This window comes from Streptomyces candidus (genome assembly GCF_014207445.1).
GTDB lineage: Bacteria > Actinomycetota > Actinomycetes > Streptomycetales > Streptomycetaceae > Streptomyces > Streptomyces candidus.
This window is the reverse complement of sequence record NZ_JACHEM010000036.1, coordinates 1-20,128: the sequence shown is the minus strand read 5'-3', so window position 1 is coordinate 20,128 and position 20,128 is coordinate 1. Positions and strand designations below refer to the sequence as shown.

General features: G+C 68.4%; 21 protein-coding genes. 16 read left to right on the top strand and 5 right to left on the bottom strand.

Annotated features, from left to right (window positions below; translation table 11 throughout):
* Nucleotides 1-156 precede the first annotated feature (156 nt).
* From HNQ79_RS32240 to HNQ79_RS32230, 4 genes are all read right to left on the bottom strand, one after another.
* Complete coding sequence (locus HNQ79_RS32240) at nt 157-330, bottom strand: hypothetical protein (RefSeq protein WP_185036539.1); 174 nt, start codon at nt 328-330, stop codon at nt 157-159.
* Nucleotides 318-572: a DUF7848 domain-containing protein gene (locus HNQ79_RS34985; protein ID WP_444545299.1), complete on the bottom strand. Its 255-nt coding sequence runs from the start codon at nt 570-572 to the stop codon at nt 318-320. Before HNQ79_RS34985 ends, HNQ79_RS32240 begins: the two co-directional genes overlap by 13 nt.
* A 4-nt stretch (nt 573-576) precedes the next feature.
* Nucleotides 577-1,014 carry a hypothetical protein gene (locus tag HNQ79_RS32235; protein WP_185036538.1) on the bottom strand — a complete coding sequence of 146 codons (438 nt, stop codon included), beginning with the start codon at nt 1,012-1,014 and terminating at the stop codon, nt 577-579.
* Nucleotides 1,015-1,298: 284 nt separating this feature from the next.
* The gene (locus HNQ79_RS32230; protein ID WP_185036537.1) at nt 1,299-1,778 is read right to left on the bottom strand and encodes a hypothetical protein; all 480 of its coding nucleotides are present in this window, start codon (nt 1,776-1,778) and stop codon (nt 1,299-1,301) included.
* A 76-nt stretch (nt 1,779-1,854) separates the two neighbouring features.
* On the opposite strand from HNQ79_RS32230, the gene HNQ79_RS32225 reads away from it, so the two are divergent.
* From HNQ79_RS32225 to HNQ79_RS32210, 4 genes are all read left to right on the top strand, one after another.
* Entirely contained in the window at nt 1,855-3,111 is a 1,257-nt protein-coding gene (locus HNQ79_RS32225) for a helix-turn-helix domain-containing protein (protein ID WP_185036536.1), read from the top strand.
* On the top strand, nt 3,108-3,662 hold the full coding sequence (locus HNQ79_RS32220; RefSeq protein WP_229923761.1) for a flavoprotein: 555 nt from the start codon (nt 3,108-3,110) through the stop codon (nt 3,660-3,662). The genes HNQ79_RS32225 and HNQ79_RS32220 overlap by 4 nt, the downstream gene beginning before the upstream one ends.
* 181 nt (nt 3,663-3,843) lie before the next feature.
* A complete protein-coding gene (locus tag HNQ79_RS32215) occupies nt 3,844-6,120 on the top strand; it encodes a type IV secretory system conjugative DNA transfer family protein (RefSeq protein WP_185036534.1) in 2,277 nt (758 codons plus the stop codon).
* Complete coding sequence (locus HNQ79_RS32210) at nt 6,113-6,514, top strand: hypothetical protein (protein ID WP_185036533.1); 402 nt, start codon at nt 6,113-6,115, stop codon at nt 6,512-6,514. The genes HNQ79_RS32215 and HNQ79_RS32210 overlap by 8 nt, the downstream gene beginning before the upstream one ends.
* 29 nt (nt 6,515-6,543) lie before the next feature.
* Here the strand turns inward: HNQ79_RS32210 and HNQ79_RS34880 are convergent, their stop codons facing one another.
* Nucleotides 6,544-6,966 (bottom strand): helix-turn-helix transcriptional regulator, encoded by a 423-nt coding sequence (locus HNQ79_RS34880; protein ID WP_373312632.1) that lies wholly within the window; start codon nt 6,964-6,966, stop codon nt 6,544-6,546.
* A gap of 458 nt (nt 6,967-7,424) precedes the next feature.
* Here HNQ79_RS34880 and HNQ79_RS32200 point away from each other — a divergent pair, with 458 nt between their 5' ends.
* The 12 genes from HNQ79_RS32200 to HNQ79_RS32145 all read left to right on the top strand — a co-directional run bounded on the left by HNQ79_RS32200 (nt 7,425) and on the right by HNQ79_RS32145 (nt 19,418).
* The gene (locus HNQ79_RS32200; RefSeq protein ID WP_185036531.1) at nt 7,425-8,297 is read left to right on the top strand and encodes a conjugal transfer protein; all 873 of its coding nucleotides are present in this window, start codon (nt 7,425-7,427) and stop codon (nt 8,295-8,297) included.
* Nucleotides 8,298-8,380: 83 nt separating this feature from the next.
* On the top strand, nt 8,381-8,644 hold the full coding sequence (locus HNQ79_RS32195) for a hypothetical protein (protein ID WP_221508362.1): 264 nt from the start codon (nt 8,381-8,383) through the stop codon (nt 8,642-8,644).
* Entirely contained in the window at nt 8,644-9,213 is a 570-nt protein-coding gene (locus HNQ79_RS32190) for a hypothetical protein (RefSeq protein ID WP_185036530.1), read from the top strand. Before HNQ79_RS32195 ends, HNQ79_RS32190 begins: the two co-directional genes overlap by 1 nt.
* Nucleotides 9,210-11,762, top strand: coding sequence for an ATP-binding protein (locus HNQ79_RS32185; protein WP_185036529.1), 2,553 nt, complete (start codon nt 9,210-9,212; stop codon nt 11,760-11,762). Before HNQ79_RS32190 ends, HNQ79_RS32185 begins: the two co-directional genes overlap by 4 nt.
* A complete protein-coding gene (locus HNQ79_RS32180; RefSeq protein ID WP_185036528.1) occupies nt 11,759-12,400 on the top strand; it encodes a hypothetical protein in 642 nt (213 codons plus the stop codon). Before HNQ79_RS32185 ends, HNQ79_RS32180 begins: the two co-directional genes overlap by 4 nt.
* Before the next feature lie 2 nt (nt 12,401-12,402).
* On the top strand, nt 12,403-14,508 hold the full coding sequence (locus HNQ79_RS32175; RefSeq protein WP_185036527.1) for a hypothetical protein: 2,106 nt from the start codon (nt 12,403-12,405) through the stop codon (nt 14,506-14,508).
* 5 nt (nt 14,509-14,513) lie between these two features.
* Nucleotides 14,514-15,290 carry a hypothetical protein gene (locus tag HNQ79_RS32170; RefSeq protein ID WP_185036526.1) on the top strand — a complete coding sequence of 259 codons (777 nt, stop codon included), beginning with the start codon at nt 14,514-14,516 and terminating at the stop codon, nt 15,288-15,290.
* Complete coding sequence (locus HNQ79_RS32165) at nt 15,290-16,504, top strand: C40 family peptidase (RefSeq protein WP_185036525.1); 1,215 nt, start codon at nt 15,290-15,292, stop codon at nt 16,502-16,504. Before HNQ79_RS32170 ends, HNQ79_RS32165 begins: the two co-directional genes overlap by 1 nt.
* Nucleotides 16,505-16,519: 15 nt before the next feature.
* Entirely contained in the window at nt 16,520-17,413 is an 894-nt protein-coding gene (locus HNQ79_RS32160; RefSeq protein WP_185036524.1) for a hypothetical protein, read from the top strand.
* Between the two features lie 465 nt (nt 17,414-17,878).
* Nucleotides 17,879-18,439 (top strand): transposase, encoded by a 561-nt coding sequence (locus tag HNQ79_RS32155; RefSeq protein WP_185036523.1) that lies wholly within the window; start codon nt 17,879-17,881, stop codon nt 18,437-18,439.
* The gene (locus HNQ79_RS32150) at nt 18,436-18,996 is read left to right on the top strand and encodes a hypothetical protein (protein ID WP_185036522.1); all 561 of its coding nucleotides are present in this window, start codon (nt 18,436-18,438) and stop codon (nt 18,994-18,996) included. Before HNQ79_RS32155 ends, HNQ79_RS32150 begins: the two co-directional genes overlap by 4 nt.
* Nucleotides 18,997-19,013: 17 nt before the next feature.
* Complete coding sequence (locus HNQ79_RS32145) at nt 19,014-19,418, top strand: hypothetical protein (RefSeq protein ID WP_185036521.1); 405 nt, start codon at nt 19,014-19,016, stop codon at nt 19,416-19,418.
* The last annotated feature ends 710 nt before the right edge of the window (nt 19,419-20,128 follow it).

The window sequence follows — 20,128 nt, the reverse complement described above, 5'->3', positions numbered from 1 at the left end:
GGGCGGGGGGCCCCCCCGGGGCGGGCCGTCGGGGCGCCGTGGGGCCCCCACCGGCCCGGGCGAACTCCCGGGGCCCCGGGGTTGGACCCCCCACGCACATACGGAAGCGCCCGACCCCGGCAGGGGTCGGGCGCTTCCGTATGTGCGTGGGGAGTCCTACGCGGGGCCCCCGTTCGTACGCCGGGCCCGTTCGTCGCCCAAGGCCGCCCGGACGGCCCGCGCGTGGTCGACACCGAGCCGCATACGCTCAGCACGCTCCCACAGTTCATGCCGCCGCCCGTCAGGTATTCGCAGCTCGTCGAGCAGTTGCTCGCCGGTCATCGCTTCCATGCGCCCGGCTCCACCAAGGCGTATCCCCACTGGGCCGCCCGGAATCGACGGTGTCCGGTGTCGCGGGTGTGCTTAGCCATCCACCGCGTGAGTGCGTCCCCGTCCTGCAAAAGCCCTGAGTCCGCGCCGCACTCGGTGCCGCACTCGCTGTCGTCGCCGGACACGCACACCGCCTGATGATCCGGCAGGCCCAAGAGGTCCGGGGTGATTCCGTAGTCACGGAATCGGTAGGTCGCCTTCACCGAGTCACCTCATCCGCTCGCCATGGTGGACGGGGGCGACGTCGTCGCCGGTCTGCGGGTCGCGAGAGCTCACCGTCATGGTGAGTTGGTACTCCCACAGGCCCACCACCGGGCCCGGCACCCGGGCCAGGGATAGGGCATGCGGTTCGAGGCCGGGCGACGTCCGGGCGACGTCGGCGGCGGCCTGTAGGGCGTCCGCCCAGGTCGTGCCCGTGCACACCAAGGCGGTGAGCGCGCTCACCGTGACGTCGCTGGACGGGTCGATTCGGAGTGCGCCAACCGCTTGACTGGCCTCGTCGAGGGACCGCACGAGATCGTGTGCGAAGTGGGGCGTGCGGTCCGGGTGCAGGAGCTCGACGCCGTCCTCGACGAGTCGGCGGGTGGTCGGCAGATGTGCGGCGGGGCCGCGGTCCGGGGGTGTTCCGTTCGTTGAATGCGCCATGTTCGGACGTTAAGGGCCGCCGGGTCCGATGTGGGCACGCACTGTGCGTGCGTTGGTCCGCAGATCCATATGTCCCCAGCTCATAGAACAGGAGCGGTAGCCATAAGGGTCGATGGGGGCAGAAGGTCGGCCCCCCGGAGGGTGAATCACCGGGGGGCCGCCGCGGACCAGGGTACGGCGCCGAGGCGCCGCCGAACTGACAGGCCCCGGAGCCAAGGCGCGGGCTTCGGGGGCCTGCGGGGGGCCGTGCGCGGCTCCCACGGGGGGAGGAGCCGCGCACGGGGTCAACGGGCGCGAGCGTGTTTCACGCGCCGGGTCTCGGCGACGAGGACGGCCTCGCGCACTCGGACAGCATCAACGTAGCGCGTGCAACCGCGCGTTGGGCGGCTAAGCCACGCCGCTACGAACCCGCCCGCTGGTCCGTGCGGGACGACGAGGTACGTCCCGGGCTTGAGAGCGCGTACGCCCTGCGGGCCCTCGATCGCGGTCCCTGCGGGCACCAGGACAACAAGCTCGTTCCGCGCGAGATCGGCGAACACCGGATGTCCGCCGTCGAAGGGCAGGGCGAGGACGTCGAGCGCCGCGAGACCGCGCTCAAGGGGGGCGATAGCGAGGGCCTCCCACTGACCACCGACGGTGTCCCACGGGGTTCCGACGGCGACGAGGGACGTAGCGCCGCGGCCGGCATGTCGCAGCCGGTCGAGCGTCTCGTCATCGGGGTTGAGGAAGTCGGCCCACCGGGGGGCGTTCTCGGGAGTGGCCATATTCGGACCGTAAGAGGCGTACAACGGAAAGTAGGCACGCACTGTGCGTGCCTTGTTCTCGGCCCGGAGAAGTGCCATGGAGAAGACACAGGGAATCGGGCGCCGCGTCGCCTACTGGCGCGAGCGCCGCCGCATCACGCAAAGCGACTTCGCATCGCTCATGGGCCAGTCCCGCCGATGGGTGCAGGATCTCGAAGGCGGCAAGCGGCAGACCGACCCCCGTCTCTCTGTCCTCGAACGCGCCGCCGCCGTCCTCACCGTGCCGTTGGCGGCATTCCTCGCCGACGCCCCCGGCCGGGAGTGCCTCGACGCCGCCGAGCTCGACGCCATCCGAACCGTGCTGCAACGCCACGATGTGATCACCGGGACGGTGGACAGTGACGACGCCGATCCCCTCCCTGTCGAGACGCTGCGGAACAGGCTCGTACACGCTCGCAGCGCCTTTGAAGCAGGCAAATACGCCTCCCTCGGTACCGCGGTCCCCCAACTCCTAATCGACACCAACCGTGCCGCCGCTCGGCATGACGGTGACGAACAGCTCGGCGCTTTCCGGGTGTTGTCAATGACGCTCAACCTCGCCGAATCGGCCTCGATCAAGTTCGGGGCCCCGGATCTTGCCTCCCAGTGCGGTAACCGGGCCGTTGCTGCGGCGGAGCGTTCCGAAGATCCCGTGATGATGGGCCTCGCCGCATGTCATCTCTCGGATGCGATGAATCACCACGGCCAGGCCCCGGCTGCTCAAGCCTTCGCCGTCGCCGCCGCGGGCCGCCTTACGTCCGACCTGCTGACGGCCGGTGCGGACGGCCTGTCGGTCCTCGGGACGCTCTACCTCAAAGCCGCCATGGCTCAGGCAACCGCCGCCCAGTCTGCGCCCGACACCCGCACTGCAACGGCCGTGCCCATCTACCTGGACCAGGCCGACGACTACGCCGCCCAGCTCGGCGACGGCGGCGGGGTGCCGGCGTTCGGCGCGCAGACGTGGACCTCCTTCGGCGCCACAAACGTTGGCCTGTATCGCGTCGCGGCATCCGTGCAGCTCTCGAAAGGCGAGGACGCCGTCACGGCCGCCGGGGACATCTCCGCCGCCGCCCGTGCGGCACTGCCGCGTGAACGGCGCGCTCACCACCTCGTCGACCTTGCCCGCGCCTATCAGCAGGTAGGCCGCCGCGCGAAGGCCGTCGATACCCTCCTCGACGCCGAGCGGGAGGCCAAAGAGGAAGTCATCTGTCGACCCCGGACCAAGCAACTAGTTGAAGACCTGCGGCTCTTGGGCGCAGGTAGCGCAGAGGGACGCTTGCAGGCTCTCGCGGGCCGATGTGGACTGACCGAGTGAATCGACGAACTCTGTACCTAGTCGCCTGTGCGGCACCGCCCGCCCGCCATGTCTCCGTTGGTATCCGCGCGGCCCAGGCCGCAGGGTGGGACGTCTGCCTCATCCTGACCCCGGCCGCCTACCGGTGGGCTGTCGAGGACGCCGAGGGGGAGATCGAGGAGTTGCGCGAGCTCACAGGCCACCCCGTACGCCACTCCTACAAGCTCCCCTCCGAGGCCGACGTACTGCCCGCGGCGGACGCGTTCCTCGTTGCGCCCGCCACCTTCAACACGCTGAACAAGTGGGCCCAGGGCGCCGCGGACACTCTCGCCCTGGGCCTGATTACCGAGGCCATCGGACTCGGCAAGCCGATCGTTGCCCTCCCGAGCTTCAACACTGCCCAGGCCCGCCACCCCGTATTTGAGCGGAGCATCGCAACCCTGCGCGAGGCAGGCGTAAACGTGGTGCTCGGCGAGGGCAAATACGTACCGCGTCCGCCGGGCCAGGGCAGGCCCCGTGAGTTCCCGTGGCAACTCGCCCTCGACGCCTTGCCGACAGGGAAGCAGCCGTGACATGGACGTTCCAGCCCAGGCCGTGAGGTGAGTCCTTCCTGAGTGTCTGTCCCTCCGCGCCCGGCTCCCAGGAGCCGGGCGCGCGTTGTGCCCGGTGAAACCCCGACGGCGCCCCGGTGCGGCCGTGCGCAAGGATCACAGGGCACGCCCCGCGGGGCGTGCGGGACAGAAAGGGGGAGACGTGGAAGCGCTAGACCCGAGGGGCCTCGTCGACGGACTACCCGGCGGCGTGCTCGGCCTCGGCGGGGGCGGCCTGTTCGCCGCACTGGTCGTCGTCGCGGTGCTTGCCAACCAGGGCAGCCCGGGAGACCGCGAGAGGTTCAACCGCAGCATTGAACAGTTCTTCGGCACCGTCGCCGCCGGCATCGGCCGGTACGTCATGGGCCGCGAGCTCACCGGGGAGGCCCGCAGCGAGGCGACGTGGTGGAGGGCAGGCGCACCCCTGCCCGACGACAGGGCCACCGAGACGCCCGTCGAGCAGCTCGGCGCGCGTCCCGGCACCCCGACCGCCGTCTCGTTCGACAAGCCGTCCAAAGCCCGCCGCGCCGCCACCGCCCCGGTGCGACTCCTCGGCGGCGCTCTCGCGGGCATCTGGCGCGTTCTGCGGGCCTGGTCCCGGTGGCCGTATGCCGCCCGCTCGGTGGCTCGCCTCGCCCCGCTCCCGCTCGCCTGGGGGTGGTGGCGATTTCCCGCCGGGACTGAACTCGCCCTCTGCGTCATCGCGTTGACTGCGTTCATTGCAGCCCTCACCAGTCCGGCCGCTCTGGGGTGGTGGCGTATCCGTCCCGTGTGGACAGATGGGCAAATCTACGGGCCCGGTGTCTGGGTGGCCGCGCGGCAGATCCTCCGAATGGAGGACACGGAACCGCGGGCGCGTTGGCTCTCTGTCCCTGATGACGTCCGCGCGGACGGCGCTCGAATCGTGCTGCGCATTCCGGCGAGTTGGATCGGCGGACCCGAGGCCGTCGGGGCAATTGAGCGCCTCATCGAGGAGCGGGTTCCCGGTGAATGGGTGCCCAAGTGGGAGCGCACCGGCCGGGAGCATTACGTCCAGTGGACGCCCGCGCCGAAGCCCACGCCGAAACCTGTTCTCCCCGAATACGTCCCGTGGAAGTGGACGGGGGACCCGCGCCGCGTGTTCGTCGGCCTCGCAATCGAGGGGGATTCGATTGTCGACGCCGTCATTCAGACGCAGTCCGCTACGCCGCATTGGGGTGTGGCCGGTGCTACCGGTTCGGGTAAGTCGACGGTGCTTTACATTCCCGTCGTGCATGGCCGGATGAATGGCGAACTGATTGACATTCTCGACACGAAGCGGAACAGCCTCGTCGAGGCCGAAGGTTATTCGGGCGTCCGCATTCACAAGACGGTGCGCGAATGTATCGCTGCATTCGCGGAATTTCTCACATCGATGATGGCGGCCGAAGCGGCAATGCAAAAGGGGGCCGATCCAGCACTTCGGGCCCAGCTCGTACCCCGCACACTTGTAATCGACGAATTGCCGACCTTGATCAAGTTCGCGTATACGTGGTGGCGCTACGGTCTCAAGGGAAAGGGCACACCTCCGTTCCTTGACTGGCTTTCGATTATCCTCCTGCAAGGACGTTCCTCGAATCACCGCGTCGTCGTTGGAACACAGCAGTTCGCCAACGCGTTTTTCGGCGGCACGATGGAACGCGCCCAGATCGGCACGAAGATCGCAGTCGGACAGCAGGACCGCGTTTCGTGGGGCGTGGCATTCGGGCAGAGCACGCCCGTTCTCGGGTACGACACGGAAGTGCAAGGCCGGGGTGCCTACTCGGATCAGCGGAAGTCGCCCGACGCGGATTACCTGTACGTTCGGGAAATTCAGCCGAGCTATATCACGCCGGAAGTCGGGAATTTCCTTTCGATGTGCCAGCAGGCCCCGGAATGGTTCGATGCCGGCGCCATGGCCCCGTGGATTACCCCCGAGGTCCTCGACGAGGTCAACGCAACCGCCGCGACGGCCGCGTTCCTTCCGGGGGGCAAGTACGGGCCTGCGGCCCTCCCCCCTGTCGGCTCCGCGTCCGCGAGGGGGATCGCGGGGGGTTCGCCCAGCTCACAGCAGACGACACCAGCCCTCACGACAGGGGGCGCGACAGGCAGCGCGACAGGTGCCGGCCCCGAGCTCGTCCCCGCCGAGGACGAGGACCAGGCCGAGGCCGTCGTCGAGACGTACAGCCTCGCCCAGGCGTTTGAGCGCGGCATCATCCCCCACAAGCCGAGCACCATCCGGACGTATTTCAAGCGCGGCGAAAAGCGCGGCATCAAGGCCCCGGAAGGCATCACCGACGGGCAGACCTCCTTTTACAGCGAAGAGGAGCTCACGGCCTGGCTTGCGGAATGGCAGGCGTGGCAGGACAAGAACAACACCGCGCCGCCGCCGCGAAAGAGCGCCGAGGCGGACAAGGAAAACGAGGGGGCCTCGAGTGCCTGACCCGGCCCACGTAAAAGAGATCGCCCGCGGCTATCTCGCCGAGGAGGGTGCCGACCTGAAATCAGAGAAGGCGGCTTTCCTCTCGGTCGATTTGGTTCACGGCCGCATCCGTGCATGCTCGGCCGATCAGTACGCGGATATCGCTCCTGTTCTCGTCGGTAGCGGATGGCGCATGTGTTGGCCTATCCCGCTCGTCGGCAACATGAGGACAAACGCGTTTATCGCTGATGCAGCAGAGCACGCAGAAAACCTTTTCAAAAGGGTTTCCCTGCGGACCGACCCTGACCCTCCCGGCGTAATTCTGTATGCCGGTGCCGGAACCGCAATTGATGCTATCCAGAGGCGTTGTGCGGAAGAGTGGAAAACTTTCTACGAGGCTTTCGAGAGGGCCTAGAAAGAAACGCGGACGGGGGCGCCGAGCGGTCACTCGGCGCCCCCATCCGCGTTCGTGGCGGGTGGCGCCTCTCTTAATGAGGACAACAATTCCGCCGGTACTCCAAAGGTTCTAGACAGGATCGGGAACCAGCGCGGCGGGACTTTCTGTCGACCGCGCTCGACATGACAGTAAGTTGATTTAGACACCTTGAGTACGCGGGCTACGTCCTTTGCGAGCATTCCAGCGGTAAGGCGGAGAGACACCAGTGAGGGAGATTCGCCGTCCTCGATGAGTTCGGAGACCGGGACACCAAGAACACTCGCAAGGAGTTGCAGCCGGTCAGGGCGGGGGAGTCGACACGTTGTTTCCCAGGTCGATACCGCAGCCCGCGAACACCCCAAAGCGGCGGCCAATTGACCCTGCGTCATCCCGCGATTTCTGCGCAGGTTCCGCAGCCGCCCACGGCGCATGCGCACCCGTTCAGCCCCCCGTCTCGTTTAGCTGTGTGGGGCGGCACTCTAGCGCCCTGGATCACCTCCGCGGACGTCCACGTCAGAGCCGAACCGCAGCCGTTACCAACTTCTTTGACGCTGTGATCCAACGCGGCATATGGTCGATCGTCGAGTGACTGCATGTGCCCAAGTGGGCCTAGTTGCGGGGGAGGTTGCGGGTGTCGCTGGGAACCATCGCCCGAAAGGTCATGGGCCTGCCGGAGCCAACCGGCAAGGACGGGACCGGCGAGAAACGGGCGGTCGGTGCCCCTCGGCGGAGCGAGGCGACACCGCCCCCGGCGGTGAACCCATGGGAGTCCGCGGGCGCCGAGCTGCGGCAGCAGACCGCCACCGGAACCGGGAACGGCACGCGGCCCGCGCCGTCGAGAACTTCCTCGGGCACCCCGTGGGCACCTCAGGACGAACGGTCGGGCGCTGTGTTCGTGAGGCGCCTCGGCCGGGGCCTGGTCTGGTTCGTGGTTGTCCTCGCCGCGGTCACCGGAGTGCGGGCCTGGTTCATTCCGCCGAAGGCGTCGGCACCCCAGGCGCCCGCTGTGAAGGCCGAGGCGGCCTACCCCGATGCGGCGGCGCAAGCCGTCGCTGCGAGGTTCGCCCGCGCCTACCTCGGGTGGGACGAGAACAAGGCCGAGGAGCGCGAGCAGCTCCTCGCGTCCGTCCTGCCCCCGGACGCCGACGCCACCATGGGATGGGACGGCAACGGCCGCCAGGACGTCCTAGCCGTGCAGCCGGGGGCGGTGACCAAGACCAAGAACGCCCAGGCGCGCGTACGGGTTGAGGTCCTCGTCCGCCCCGGGGTCGAGGCCGGGCCCGCCAAGGACAAGAAGAAGGCGCCCCCGGTCCAGAAGGCGGCCCGATGGGTCGGCCTCGACGTGCCGGTTGCCGAGTCCGCCGGGGAGATCGTTGTCACGGGGCGGCCCGGCCTCGTCGGCATCCCCAAGCACGGGCCCGAGGCGCCGGACACGCCTACGACAGAGACCGATCCGGCATTGAGCACGCAGACCAACGCCGCCGTCGACAAGTTCTTTTCGGCGTACGCCGCAGGCGATATCGACGCCGTTACGGCGCCGGGCGCGACCGTGCCGGCACTTCCGGCCGGGGTCGAGTACAAGGGGCTCGTCTCCTGGTCCGCAGACGCCGGACGCGGCGACAGCCGCACCGGTACCGCCCTCGTCTCCTGGTCCCTCGGCGGGGCCTCGGTCGAGCAGGTCTACCGCGTGACCATCACGCGGGTTTCGACGTCGGACGCCCACCGTTGGCAGGTCGACGACGTCCGCGGCGGGTCGGCCTGACTCATCATGTCCCCAGCTCATAAATCGTGAGCATTCGTCATAACTCCGGGCTAGCCTGCCCATTCACGTACAAGGGGGAACCCGTGGAACCTGTGCACCGCCTCGTTGAGCTCGCCGCGCCACTCACCACCGGGGCGGAGCTCAAAGACTGGATTCTTATTGTCGTCGGCAACCTTTTCGCCGCTTTTCTCGCAGTCAGGGCCCTCGGACACTTCCTGAAAAAGGAATGGGGAGAGATGGTCACCCTCGGGGTGGCCGCCGTGTTCGTCGGCGCGATCATCTGGGCCCCCGACGCCGTACAGGGGGTCCTAACCGGCGTCTGGGGCAAGGTGGCGGGAACCGCCTGATGCGCGTAGGGCACACGTACACCAGGCATTTCGACCTGGAAACCAGACAACACGAATTGCTCGGGATGGACCTCGGGGAGGGGGCGCCGCGCCGCGCCCTCGTCCTGGGGCTCGTGCTCTACGCACTGTGGACCGGCGCCCTGTTGCTCCTGTTCGGCCTCCCGTCCAAGATCACATTTACGCTCTACTTCCTGCCCCCGCTGATCACCGCCGTCTACGGCACGCAGCGATCACCGGTAGTCGAGCGCCGATGGAACATCACCCGGTGGAGCATCGGGATTCGGTACCTCGTCCTCGGCCACCGGCCGATCATCAGCGCCGGGCGCCGTGCCGCCAACCGAAGCGAATGGATCAGCCGCCGTGCCCGGTGGGCCGGTAAGACCGAGCTCCTCGCCGAGTCGCCGCTCGGCCCGCTCGTCGAGCGATGGCTCGGCGCCGAGGACTCCGTCCCGACCGGTGCCGGCGCCCCGGTCCGACTCTCCGCACGCCCTCGCCTGTACGGCCCTGACGCCGTCGGCAAGGCGCACGGTCGCAAGGCAATGCAGCAGTACAGGGGGAACACATCGTGAAGGTGCTACAGAAGGTCGGGACGTTCCTCGGGGTGGGCGGTGACCGCTCGGCGATGCCGCCGCAGTACGTCGCCCTGGCCGACGGCCTCGTCATCACCGACAGCCACACGGAAGCGTGGTACGTCCTCGCCTCCTCGAATACCGACCTCATGTCGGAGGCGGCCCGCGACGGCGAACTCGACGCCGCCAACTCGGCCCTCGCGCGCACCCTCGCCGGGCACGACTGCCACCTCCGGGTGGTGTGGTCACCCCTGCACGCCGAGGACTACGCCGCCGAGGCCGCCGAGATGTTCACCGCCGGGGACTGGCAGGAGTGGGCACAAATCCGCGTCGGCCGCCTCGAACAAATCGCCCTGCCCACGCGTCACCTCCTCCTCGGCGTGCGCCTCACCGAGCGCACCGGGCAGGCGCAGCAGCTCGGCCGCCGAGGCGTCGAGGGCGGCCTCGGCCTCAACTCCTCGACCGTCGGTTCCCGTGAACTCGCCCGGCTCGATGCGCAGATGCGCCGCCTCGGCCGACGGCTGGAGTCCACCCCATGGAAGACGCAGCCAGCATCCGTCGAGATGCTGGCATGGATGATCAGCCGCGAGCAGCACCGCGGAACGCCGCTCCCCACCCCGCGTGCCGGCGTCATCGCGGGCGCCAAATTGGCCGCCCTGACACGCGGGCGCATCCTGCCCCACCCCGACCACCTGCGGGTGGTCGACGCGTACGGCGACGTGACGGCCTGGGTGTCGGTGCTGACCATGTCCGGGTTCCCCGAGCAGATGGAGAGCCCCGGAAACGGCGAGTGGCTGCGCGTCCTCTCCGAGATCAACTACGTGCCGGACGTGGACGAGGACGGCCTCGACCCGGACCTCGACCCGGCCGCGCTCATCCAGCCCGTCAGCCCCGAGGCGTCCGTACGGTTCCGCGTGATGCCCAAGCGGGACGCCCTCAAAAAAGTTGACGAAGCCCGCAGGTTGGCCAAGGAACAGCGCCGCAGCGCCTCAAAGTCCTCGGCCGAGGACCCCGGCCGGGACATCGAGGAGACCGAAGACGTCATGGCCGAGCTCACCCGCGACATGCGGCGTGAGGACGTGACCCTCGTCGAGGATCACCCCCGGCTGATCGTGACGAGCGAGACGTCACTCGACGACCTGCGCGCCCGGATTGACGCGGTAATCACGTACTACGGCGGCGTCGGGATCGAGGTCACCGTCGGCGAGGAGGAGCAACGCGAGCTCTGGCTCGAAATGCAGCCGGGCGACCAACTGCGCGTGCCCGACCTCGGTCACACCCGCGACGTAACGGCCCTGTCCGGCTCCTGGTGGTGGGGCGGCGCCAAAGTGGGCGACGACCGCGGCCCCATCGTCGGATACCTCACCGGCAGCACGCCCGGCGTATTCCGCAACGATGTGACGGCCGGGTCGGACCGCGGCGACGCGACGACGACGGCGTTCGTCGGCCGGTCCGGACGAGGTAAAACAACCGCGATGATGCTCTCGCTCCTCGACGCCGGGTTCCGCGGCAGCTATGCCCTCGCGCTCGACTTCAAGGGGGATCTTGGCGGCCTGGTCACCGCGGCCCGCCGTTACGGCTTGAACGCTCACCTCGTCGAGACCGGCCCCAAGTTCGCCGGGGCCGTCGACCTCTTCACACTCCTGGCGTCCGAGGGTGTCGACGTCGCCCGTGGTGAAGTGCCGGCGCAACTCAGCGTTGCCATCCCCGAGTGGCTGCGCGAGGCCGGGGCCGAGACGCCCATCACCCGCGCGGTGAACGCTGTCATCGCCGAGGGCGACCCCGCCACCTGGAAGGTGATCGAGTACCTGCGGAAGATGGACGACGAGCTCGGCCGCAAGGCGGGCGAGGCCCTCTACGAACTCGCACAGAACGCGTTGGGAGCGCCGTTCATGGGCCGCCCGACCGGGGCCGGGGCGCCCATCAACCCCGAACCGGGGATTTTCGTCGTGCAGATGCCGGGCCTATCCCTGCCGCAGCCCGATGAAGGCCGCCGGGACTGGACGCCCATGAAGCGGCTGTCCGTCGCCCTCATGCACTCAATGCTGGCGTTCGGCGTCACCACCGCAGGCCGCCGAGATTTGCGAGGCCTGCGCAAAGTAGTCGCGGTCCCCGAGGTTCACGTCCTCACAGCGACGCGGGAAGGCTCATCGTTCTTGCAGTACATCGCCCGAGTGGGTAGGGCCCTAGCGACGTCGCTCCTGCTGGACACGCAGGACCCGGAATCCCTCGTATCCATGGTCGGCGTCCTCGAACAGCTCACTACCGTGGCCGGTTTCCAGCTCACCACCCGCGAGCAACAAAACGCCCTGGCCGAGCTCCTCAGCCTGCCCAAGGACGCCCACAGCCGCGCCCTGATTCAGTCCGTCGGCCTCCTGCCCGATGGTGAGATCCGGCACGGTCATTGCGTGATCCGTGACCGCCGGTTCTCCTGCGCCACCGTCCAGTGGGACGTACCGAGCGCCGAGCTCCTGGCCCTCCTCGACACCTCACCCAAAGCGGCCGACCAGTCCGTTGACGAAGTACCCATGGAAAAGGTGGACGCGTGACGCGTAAGACGACGGCCGCCGTACTGGCCGCCGGTGTTCTCGCCCTTGCCGGGTGCTCCTCGGGTGACGACGGCGGAGTCAAGGGCAGCGCCAGCAACACCAGTGCCGGCGGGCAGCTGGCCCCCGAGGATGACGCGCTCGTGAAGGTGGCCACGCGCTACCAGGAGGCCGCCAACCGCCTTGACTGGCATACCGCGTGCTCACTCAGCACCTCCCGGATGCGTGACGGCACAGTCGAGGAGTGCGCCGCCAGGTTCACCGTGGACGAGCCGCGGCGCGCCGCCCCGAGTGAGCTGTCGAGCCCCTCGCCGTCCATCTCGCCGCCGACGTATGCCGACGGCTCGACACCCGAACCCGTCGCATCCCGCACACCCACCGGGCCGGACCGCGCCGATACCGGTCCCGTCTCAGCCTCGGACGTCGTCGAGGTCCCGGCGGTCGAGGACCACCCGGCCGGGTACGGCGTGCTCGTCACCTACACCGTGCAGTGGCCCGACAAGAACGCCACCACCACGCGCAGCGCGCTGCGCCTGGTCCGGCACGGCGGGGCCTGGCTCGTCGACCAGGACGAGGACGTACAAGAGGGCGACATGGTGGGGCACGGCTCGCCGGTCCGTGCCGCCCTGTCAGGGGGGTAACGGTGCTCGTCTACAACGTGCCGCGGCTGCGGACCGTGGCGATCCCGGTCCTGTTCGCCTGCACCACATTGATGGTGTTCGCCGGACAGGCGCACGCGGCTGATATCGACCCAACGGGGATCGGCGATCTCATGCCGTCCACAGATAACAAGGTGCCCGAAGGGGAGGGCACCCTCTACGAGACCTACAGCAACCCGTCTCTGTGGCAGCTCGATTCCGATTTCGGTAAGCGAGACGTGCTCGACCCGATGGCCGAGGCCATCGCCGATATCTGCATGGGATTGATCGCCGTACTCGGTACGGCGTGCATCGTGATCGTGCAGTGGATCTTCCAACTGACCACCGTCCCGGAACTTGAGAACGCCATCACCAAGAGCATCGGTGGGGCTGCGAAGGGCCTGACCGCGACGCTCCTACCGAGCGCCCTCGCCGTCGGCGGCCTGGTGGCGTTCGCCCAGCACAAGAAGGGCGGCGGGGGTGGGGGGCTGTCGCAAATCGCCTGGGTGCTGATCTCCGGCGTGGTCGCGGTCTCGCTCCTGACCAGCCCTCAAACCTGGGTCGGCGGCATCGACAGCGCCCGTCAGATCGGGTCAAGTGTCACGCTGAACGCGACGTCGCAGGGTCTCGGCGACGGGTCGGAGGACTTCCCCTTCGAGCTTGGCCATAAGCCCAAATTCAGCGGAAACGGGCGGGATGACGCCCTCCGTAAATCGAGTGACGCCGTGTGGCGCGCATACGTTGCGACCCCGTGGTGTGTGGCCGAATTCGGTTCTTTCGAGGTCTGCGAGAAGTACGGCAAAGCACTTTTGGACCTAGGAAGCGACAAGGACAAGCGCAAAGAATGGTTGAAGAAAAACGTCGATACTGACGCAGTCGGCGCCGACTCCGTGAAATGGCGTCAGGGTCACAGTCCTGTTGGCCGAATCATGGTCACTATCCCCGCCCTAATCTCCATTATCCTGTTCGCTGCCCTCATCCTGATGTTGGCTTTCACCTCATTGGCGAGCCTCCTCGGCGCCCTCATGCTCCTGCTGACCGGCGTGATTTTCGCGTGCCTCTGGGTGATCCCCGGCCGCCCCCGCGAGTGGGGGCTCGCCTGGTTCGATCAACTCCTCGCGCGGACCCTCGAAAGCCTCATCGCAACGATGGTCCTCGGCGCGGTCCTATCGCTCCAGGCCGCCACGACGCAGATGTTCGACGCGTATGGATGGCTCCCCACCAGCGGCCTGAGTATCGCCGCCGCCATCGTCGGGATGAACTTCCGGGCGGTCGTGGCCCAGATTTTCGGCGTCCGCGGCACCACATCTGGGATGCTCGGCGGCCTCGCTCTCGCCAAGATGCTGACCCGAGGCGGAGGCGGAGGCGGCACCAGCCGCCGCGACTTCGACCACAAGCCCGTGCGCACCCTGCCCGGCCGCGGCCGTGGTCGAGGCGGCGGGGGAGGAGGGGGCGGCGACGACCTGCCGCAGCTCCCGGGCGGCGGAGGAGGCGGCGCGGCCGATGACATGGACGTCGTCCTCACCCGCGCACCGCGCCACCGGCCACCCGCGCCGGCACCCCGCCCGCTTCCGACCGCGGGTGCGGAAGCGGGCCCAGCGCTCCCGCCCGGCAGCGGCGCCGCGACTTCCGGCGGACGCTCCGACGGCCCGGTCATCACGCTCGACCGGGAGCGCCCCGACGTCACCGGCAAGGCCCGCACCACCCTGCCCCCGCAGCCGTCGAGGCCCCGCCCCGCCCTGCCCAGCGGCAAGGAGACCACGGCCCCGTCGAGGCCCCGCCCCGCCCTGCCCAGCGGCAAGGAGATCACGGCCGGGGCAGGGCCCGCCGCAGCGGCAGGAGCTACGCGTCCGCCCGTCGGGCCGGGCCCGACACCGGTCATGCGCCCCGAGAGCGGCGGCGCCCCGAACTACGCCTTCCGGCAGGCTCCACCGCCCGCACGGGCGGGCGAGCCCAAAGTCATCCAAGCGACGGTTATCCGCAGCACGCCCAACGGTCCGCCCCCACGGCCGACCGGGAGCACGCAGCCGCCGCCCCGCGCCACCGCACCGGCACGCCGCACAGCGGCCCCGGCGGTCCCGGCGCCCCGGAACACCGCCCGACGGGGGTAAGCCATATGCCGAAGAACGACGACCCCACCCCGGAGGAGTGGCGGGAGATCCTCGCCTCGTTCTCCTATCCCGAGGAGGTCAAGAAAACCAAGGGCCGCCGCGGGCGCCGCGAGGCCAAACGCGAGTACCGCGAGGGCGTCCGCCGCCACACCAAGGAATGGGTGCGAGAGGAGCGTCGCCGCGACCCCATCCGCCCGGCCGGGGCCCTGGTCGTCGTGCTGCTGATCCTGGGCCTCGGCGTGGGTGCCCGCCTCCTGTGGCCGAGCCTCCTGGGCGAGGGGCACACGGGCGACCGCGTCACGGCCACCGCGAGCCCGAGCCCTGGCGCCCAGAAGGAAGGGCCCGCGGCGGCGCCGAGCAACTCCTCGCCGTCGCCGAGCTCCTCGGCAGCCGTCGACCTCAGCAAGCCAGATCACGTCGCCGAGGAGGCCGTACGGCTCTACCTCACCCGCAACCCGCCCGAGGACGGGGACCACACGGCGAGTGTTCTCCGGGCCGAGCCGTACATGACACCGTCCCTCGTCGAGAACCTCGCCGGACACACCGATCGGGGATGGCTCAAGCTCGTGAGCCGCGGCGGAGTGGCCACCGTGGGCGCGGTCAAGGTCAAGCCCGCCGGCACTGATCTGCCGGTGGACACCCCCGTCCGTGTCTGGCGGACGACCACGGCGAAGGTGGACGTCGAGGGCTACGAGGACTACAGCGAAACCACCGTGCTACACGTGGAGTTGACCAACGGCGACGGCGACGGGTGGCGCGTCTCCCGAATCCTGGGGCTGTAGTGGACGGACGCGACGCCGTCCGGACCATCGGCCGTTTAGGCGGGACCGGACTCAAGATCAAGGCCGCTGCCATAGCGTCAGTGGTGTTTGTGATCTTCCTGTTCGTCGTCGGCATCTTCGGTGCCGGCATCAGCGCGAAGGCGTACGCCGACTCCTGCGGTCCCCGAGGACGACCCGGCGTCGACTACGGCGAAGGCACCGCCCAGCAGCCGACCGGCAACATCCGGAAGAACCAGATAGCGAATGCCAAGATCATCGACAAGGTGGCCGACGACGGCGGCCTGTCCGGACGAGCAACGCTCATCGGCCTGATGACTGCTCTACAGGAGTCGACCCTTCTCAACCTCAATCACGGCCACCTCGACTCGATCGGCCTCTTCCAACAGCGGCCGTCCCAGGGCTGGGGCACAAAAACGCAGATCATGCAGCCGAAGTACGCGGCCGACCGGTTTTACTTCGGCACCAACCGCAACACCACTGACGGCATACACGGCCTGACCGACAAAAAGGGCTGGGAGACGATGAGCCCCGGAAAGGCTGCACAGGCGGTGCAGGCGTCCGCTCACCCCGAGCTGTACGACGGCCAGGAGGACGCAGCCCGGGAAATCGCCAAAGAGGCCGGCATCGACCTCGACCGCCCCGGCAAGGGCGGCAACGTCGACCAGGACCAGGACCAGGACCAGGACCAGGGCGACGACACCAGCACCGGCAATGAAGACCAGGGCGACAACCCCGGCTGCTACCCGGAAGACGCAAAGGACCGCCCCGGCAAACCCGGCGCCGCCTTCCACGACGGCGACGCCCCATGGCCCGCGAACGTGAAGAACCCCCGCAGTACCGAGGCCGCCATCGCGTGGGCCGAGAAGGAGGCCAAGAACGGCGGAAAGGACTGGTATCGCGCCTGCCTGGCGTTCGTTGCCAGGGTGTACGGCTGGAGTTTCAGCGGGGTGCCCTACGCCATCGACCACTACCGCGAGATGCCGGCAAGCATGAAGCACGACAAGGCCCGGAACCCGCCGCCCGGTGCCCTCATGTACTGGGAGACCGGCGGCCGAGCGGGACACGTTGCTGTGTATCTCGGCAACGGGAAAATCGCCAGCAACGATATTCGCCGCCCGGGTTACATTGACGTCGTACCCGCCACTGAAGTTGAAACCAAGTGGGGCTCTACATATGTCGGTTGGGCACCACCGTATTTCCCCAAGGGCGGATAGATCGGAGAAAGACCAATGACAATCACCGACCCCGACCAGATTCCCGCAACGCCGATCTACACCATCACCGTGAGCTCGAACGGCATCGCCGCGGTCAATGGGGAAGAGGTCACCGAGCCGGGCCTCGACGCCGCCGAGGCCCGCGTCCGCGCCCTCGCCGAGGTCCGGATCAAAGCGGCCTTTCACGGCCGCCCCGTCCGCGTGCTCGCCAAGGAGGCCGACGGGGCGGCCTGGCCCCTGATCGTGGACGTCAACGGCGACGTGGTGACGCTCAACCGCCCACACCCCACGCCACCGTCACCCGCCCAGGCGTCCCCCGCCACCCCCAGCTCCCCGGCCGCGGCCGAGCCCGGCATGACCCTCGCCGAGACCCCAGCGGCAAGGCGGACCCGCGCCGAACCACAACCCGCCGCGCCGGATGCCGGCCGCGCCACGGCCGCCGTCCCGCCCGAGTGGGCCGCACCTCTCCCGCCGCAGTACGCATCGGCCTGGGCCGAGCTCGTCGCTCACGAGAAGGCGGGACGGCTCGTCGAAGCCATCGTTGCCGCCGCCCAACTCGAAACCGCCCTCTCGGGTGCCGTCGGACCTCTCGCACCGCCCACGGTCAACGTCATGACAACGAGGGCCGCGTTCACTGTGCGCCGGGTCGAGGAGTCAGAGGACTGGGCCGAGACAATGGAGCTCCTCGTCCAGACGGCGCAGCGCCGCCGCGAGGCAGGGGCCCCCGAGGACGAGACGCAACGCGTGATCAGCAACGCCCACGCCGCATGGTTTCGGCTCGCCGTCGAAGACCCCGAGTACGCCCGCGAGACAGCCGAGCCGGTGCTCGTCCTCCTCGGGGACCAGCCAGAGCACAAGCACCGCGCACAGGCCGTGATCCGCATCCTCGAACGGGGCGCAGCGGCGTAGGAAGGCGCCGCCACCGAGAACGCGCGAGACCTCCCTCCCGACACACGGGGAGGGAGGTCTCGCGCGTTCCTGCGCCGGGGCGCAGCGAAGGGCGCAGCAAGGCGCGACAGGGTGCGGCGCAGTGAGGGGCGCAGCAAGGCGCGGCAGGGTGCGGCGCAGCAGGGCCTATAGGCCCTGACGGGCCCTTTCTTCCGGGGCGTGGCCCAGGGTGCCACACGGCACGCCGCGCGCCGCCCTGCGGGCCCTGGCGGGCCCTCCGGGCGAATCGCCGGGCGCCTTCGGCGCGTTCACCGGCGATTCGGTCCCGCTTCGCGGGACCGCCCTTTTGCCTGCGCCTTCGGCGCGCACCGGCAAAAGGGTTTTCGGCCCTGCGCCTTCGGCGCGCACCGGGCCGAAAAGCACGCGCCGTGCCGCGCGGCCTCCTGGGTCACGCCCCGGAAGCGCTACGCGAAAGGCGAGCTTTCAGTGAACCCAATTTGCTGTCCGCACTGCGGAGGACTCTCCGCCTACTACATCCGGCCTGACGGCCAGTTCCAGTGCCCAGAATGTGGGGACCTCCTCGACCATCGGGATATCGACCTCGACGGTACGGACGTCTGGGGAGTCTCGGGCAACGGAATCCTGTCCATCGTCACCGACCCCGCTCACTCCCTCGATTGCCTCATGGAGGCAATCGAGGAATTCATCACCGCCGACGAGTGCCCGAACGCGGAATACGCCCGCCTCCACTCCATGCGGAGCGTGACGGAATCCCTCGCGGAGTACACCGACGCGCGCCGCCTCGGGATCAAGCGGCCCGAATTCGGCTACACCGAGGAAAGCGTTCGGACCGCCGCCAACGCGGGTGCCGAAATGGTCCTCGGCGAGATCAACCTCGGCGAGCCCGAAGAGGACGCAATCAACCTCGTCGTGAACGCCGCAATCACGATCCTCATCAACCCCGGCGCCTCGTTCGCCGAAATGGTCGAGGAGAACTACGGCGAGAGCGCCGACGAAATCCGTTCTTGGTGGGGGTGGAGCAAGTGACCAACAACGAAATGCGCCGATACGAACTCGGCGACCCGAACCAGGAATGCCGTTACCCGGTCCGATTCAACGGACTGCACATCGGCCGCATTTACCGATGGCACGGCGCTTGGTACGCCGTCCCGGCCGGACAGAACGAAGAAATCCGAGTCGCCGCCGGAAGCGTCGGAAAGGAACTCGCCGCCGGATACCTCGTCGCCATGTACGAGCTGCGGCAGATCACCCCGCAGCACGCCGAGGAGGACCAGGAAACCGCGCCCCGCGAAGTCGTCGGGCCGGTGCCCCTCCTGCACCCGCGAATGCCCGCCACGCCCCGGAACACCGAGGCCGCATGCAAGGCCATGGACGGACTCGCCGAATTCCTCTGGACCCCCCTCGGCGGCTACCCCGGGGCCGATAACCCGTGGTTCCTCCGGTGCCAGCTCTGCGGGTGGCAGGGCCCCCGCTACTGGTCCCACCTGCGCGGGCGCAACGGCAACCCGCCGTCGACGTTCCGGCACCCCGGGTGCCTCGACGCGGAAAAGGTCCGCGCCGCAATCACCGTCTACGGCAAGTGAAAGGCAGGGAAAAGGAAATGACGGACCTTTACGCGGACGGCGCCGCCGAGGCGAATAGGACCCGCGCGCACTGGGCGGTTACCGCACTGAAAGCATTCGGATCGGAGACCGGGCAAAACTACCTCGACGGCACCCTCGACGTGGACGGCGATATTCTCGGGGAATTGGGTGGGGACCTCCTGGCCGACTTGCTCCACCTCGCCCGCCTCAACGGCTGTGCCCCGGAAATCATCATCAGCGCGGGCCTCATGCACTTTGCGGCAGAGCTCGACGAGGAACGAGCCGAGGAAATCGAGCCCTACCTCGAAATGGCCCAGGCCGGAGGGGTCGAGCTCTCGCCCGATGACTTCAAGTGGAACGAGGACCGGCCGACTATCGAGGGGAGGGAACCCGCCGAGTGGCTCGACCACATGATGGAATGACAGAACGGCCTAGGTAACGACTAGGCAAAAGAAAAAGGGGTGACCGGTGAATGGTCACCCCTTTTTCCGTGCCCAAATGGGCGGCCAATCGACAGCCCTCCGGGCTGGGCCGCCCCCTAAGTGGCCTTCGGCCACGGGCGGCCTGGTCCCGCTTCGCGGGCCCGCAAGGAAACCCGCCCCCCTAAGTGGCCTTCGGCCACGGGGCGGAAAAGATCCGGCCCTATCGGGCCGCCGCTATCGCGGTGGGCCCCTCTAAGGCGCTTCGCGCCGGGGCCCGCCCCTGCGGGGCAAAGGAAAACGGCCTACGGCCGTTTGAAAAACAAAGGTTGAGGTATTCTTATAAAGCCGATGAAGCACCAAAGAAAGGTGCCTCATAAAGAGGCGACCACCATGCTTGACGAATAATTCAAAGCCCTTTATGTAATGAATGTAAAGGGAATTCGATAAAGAGAGGTGAGGAAATGGAAACGAAATTCGAGGGAAACGGAACCGTCGGGGTCACCGGGCCCCTTCCTAGCCAGCTAAGCCGCGAAGCGGCAAAACCCCAGGTCAGAGGCCGCGAAGCGGCCAGAGCAACCCACACAACCGCCGTGAAACGGCGGTTAGGCTCCGCGAAGCGGAGCCCTCGACGGCGTGAAACGCCGTCAGGGGATCGGCGAAGCCGATCCCTGGTGGTAGGCGGCGAAGCCGCCTACGGACCCGCGCGCGGG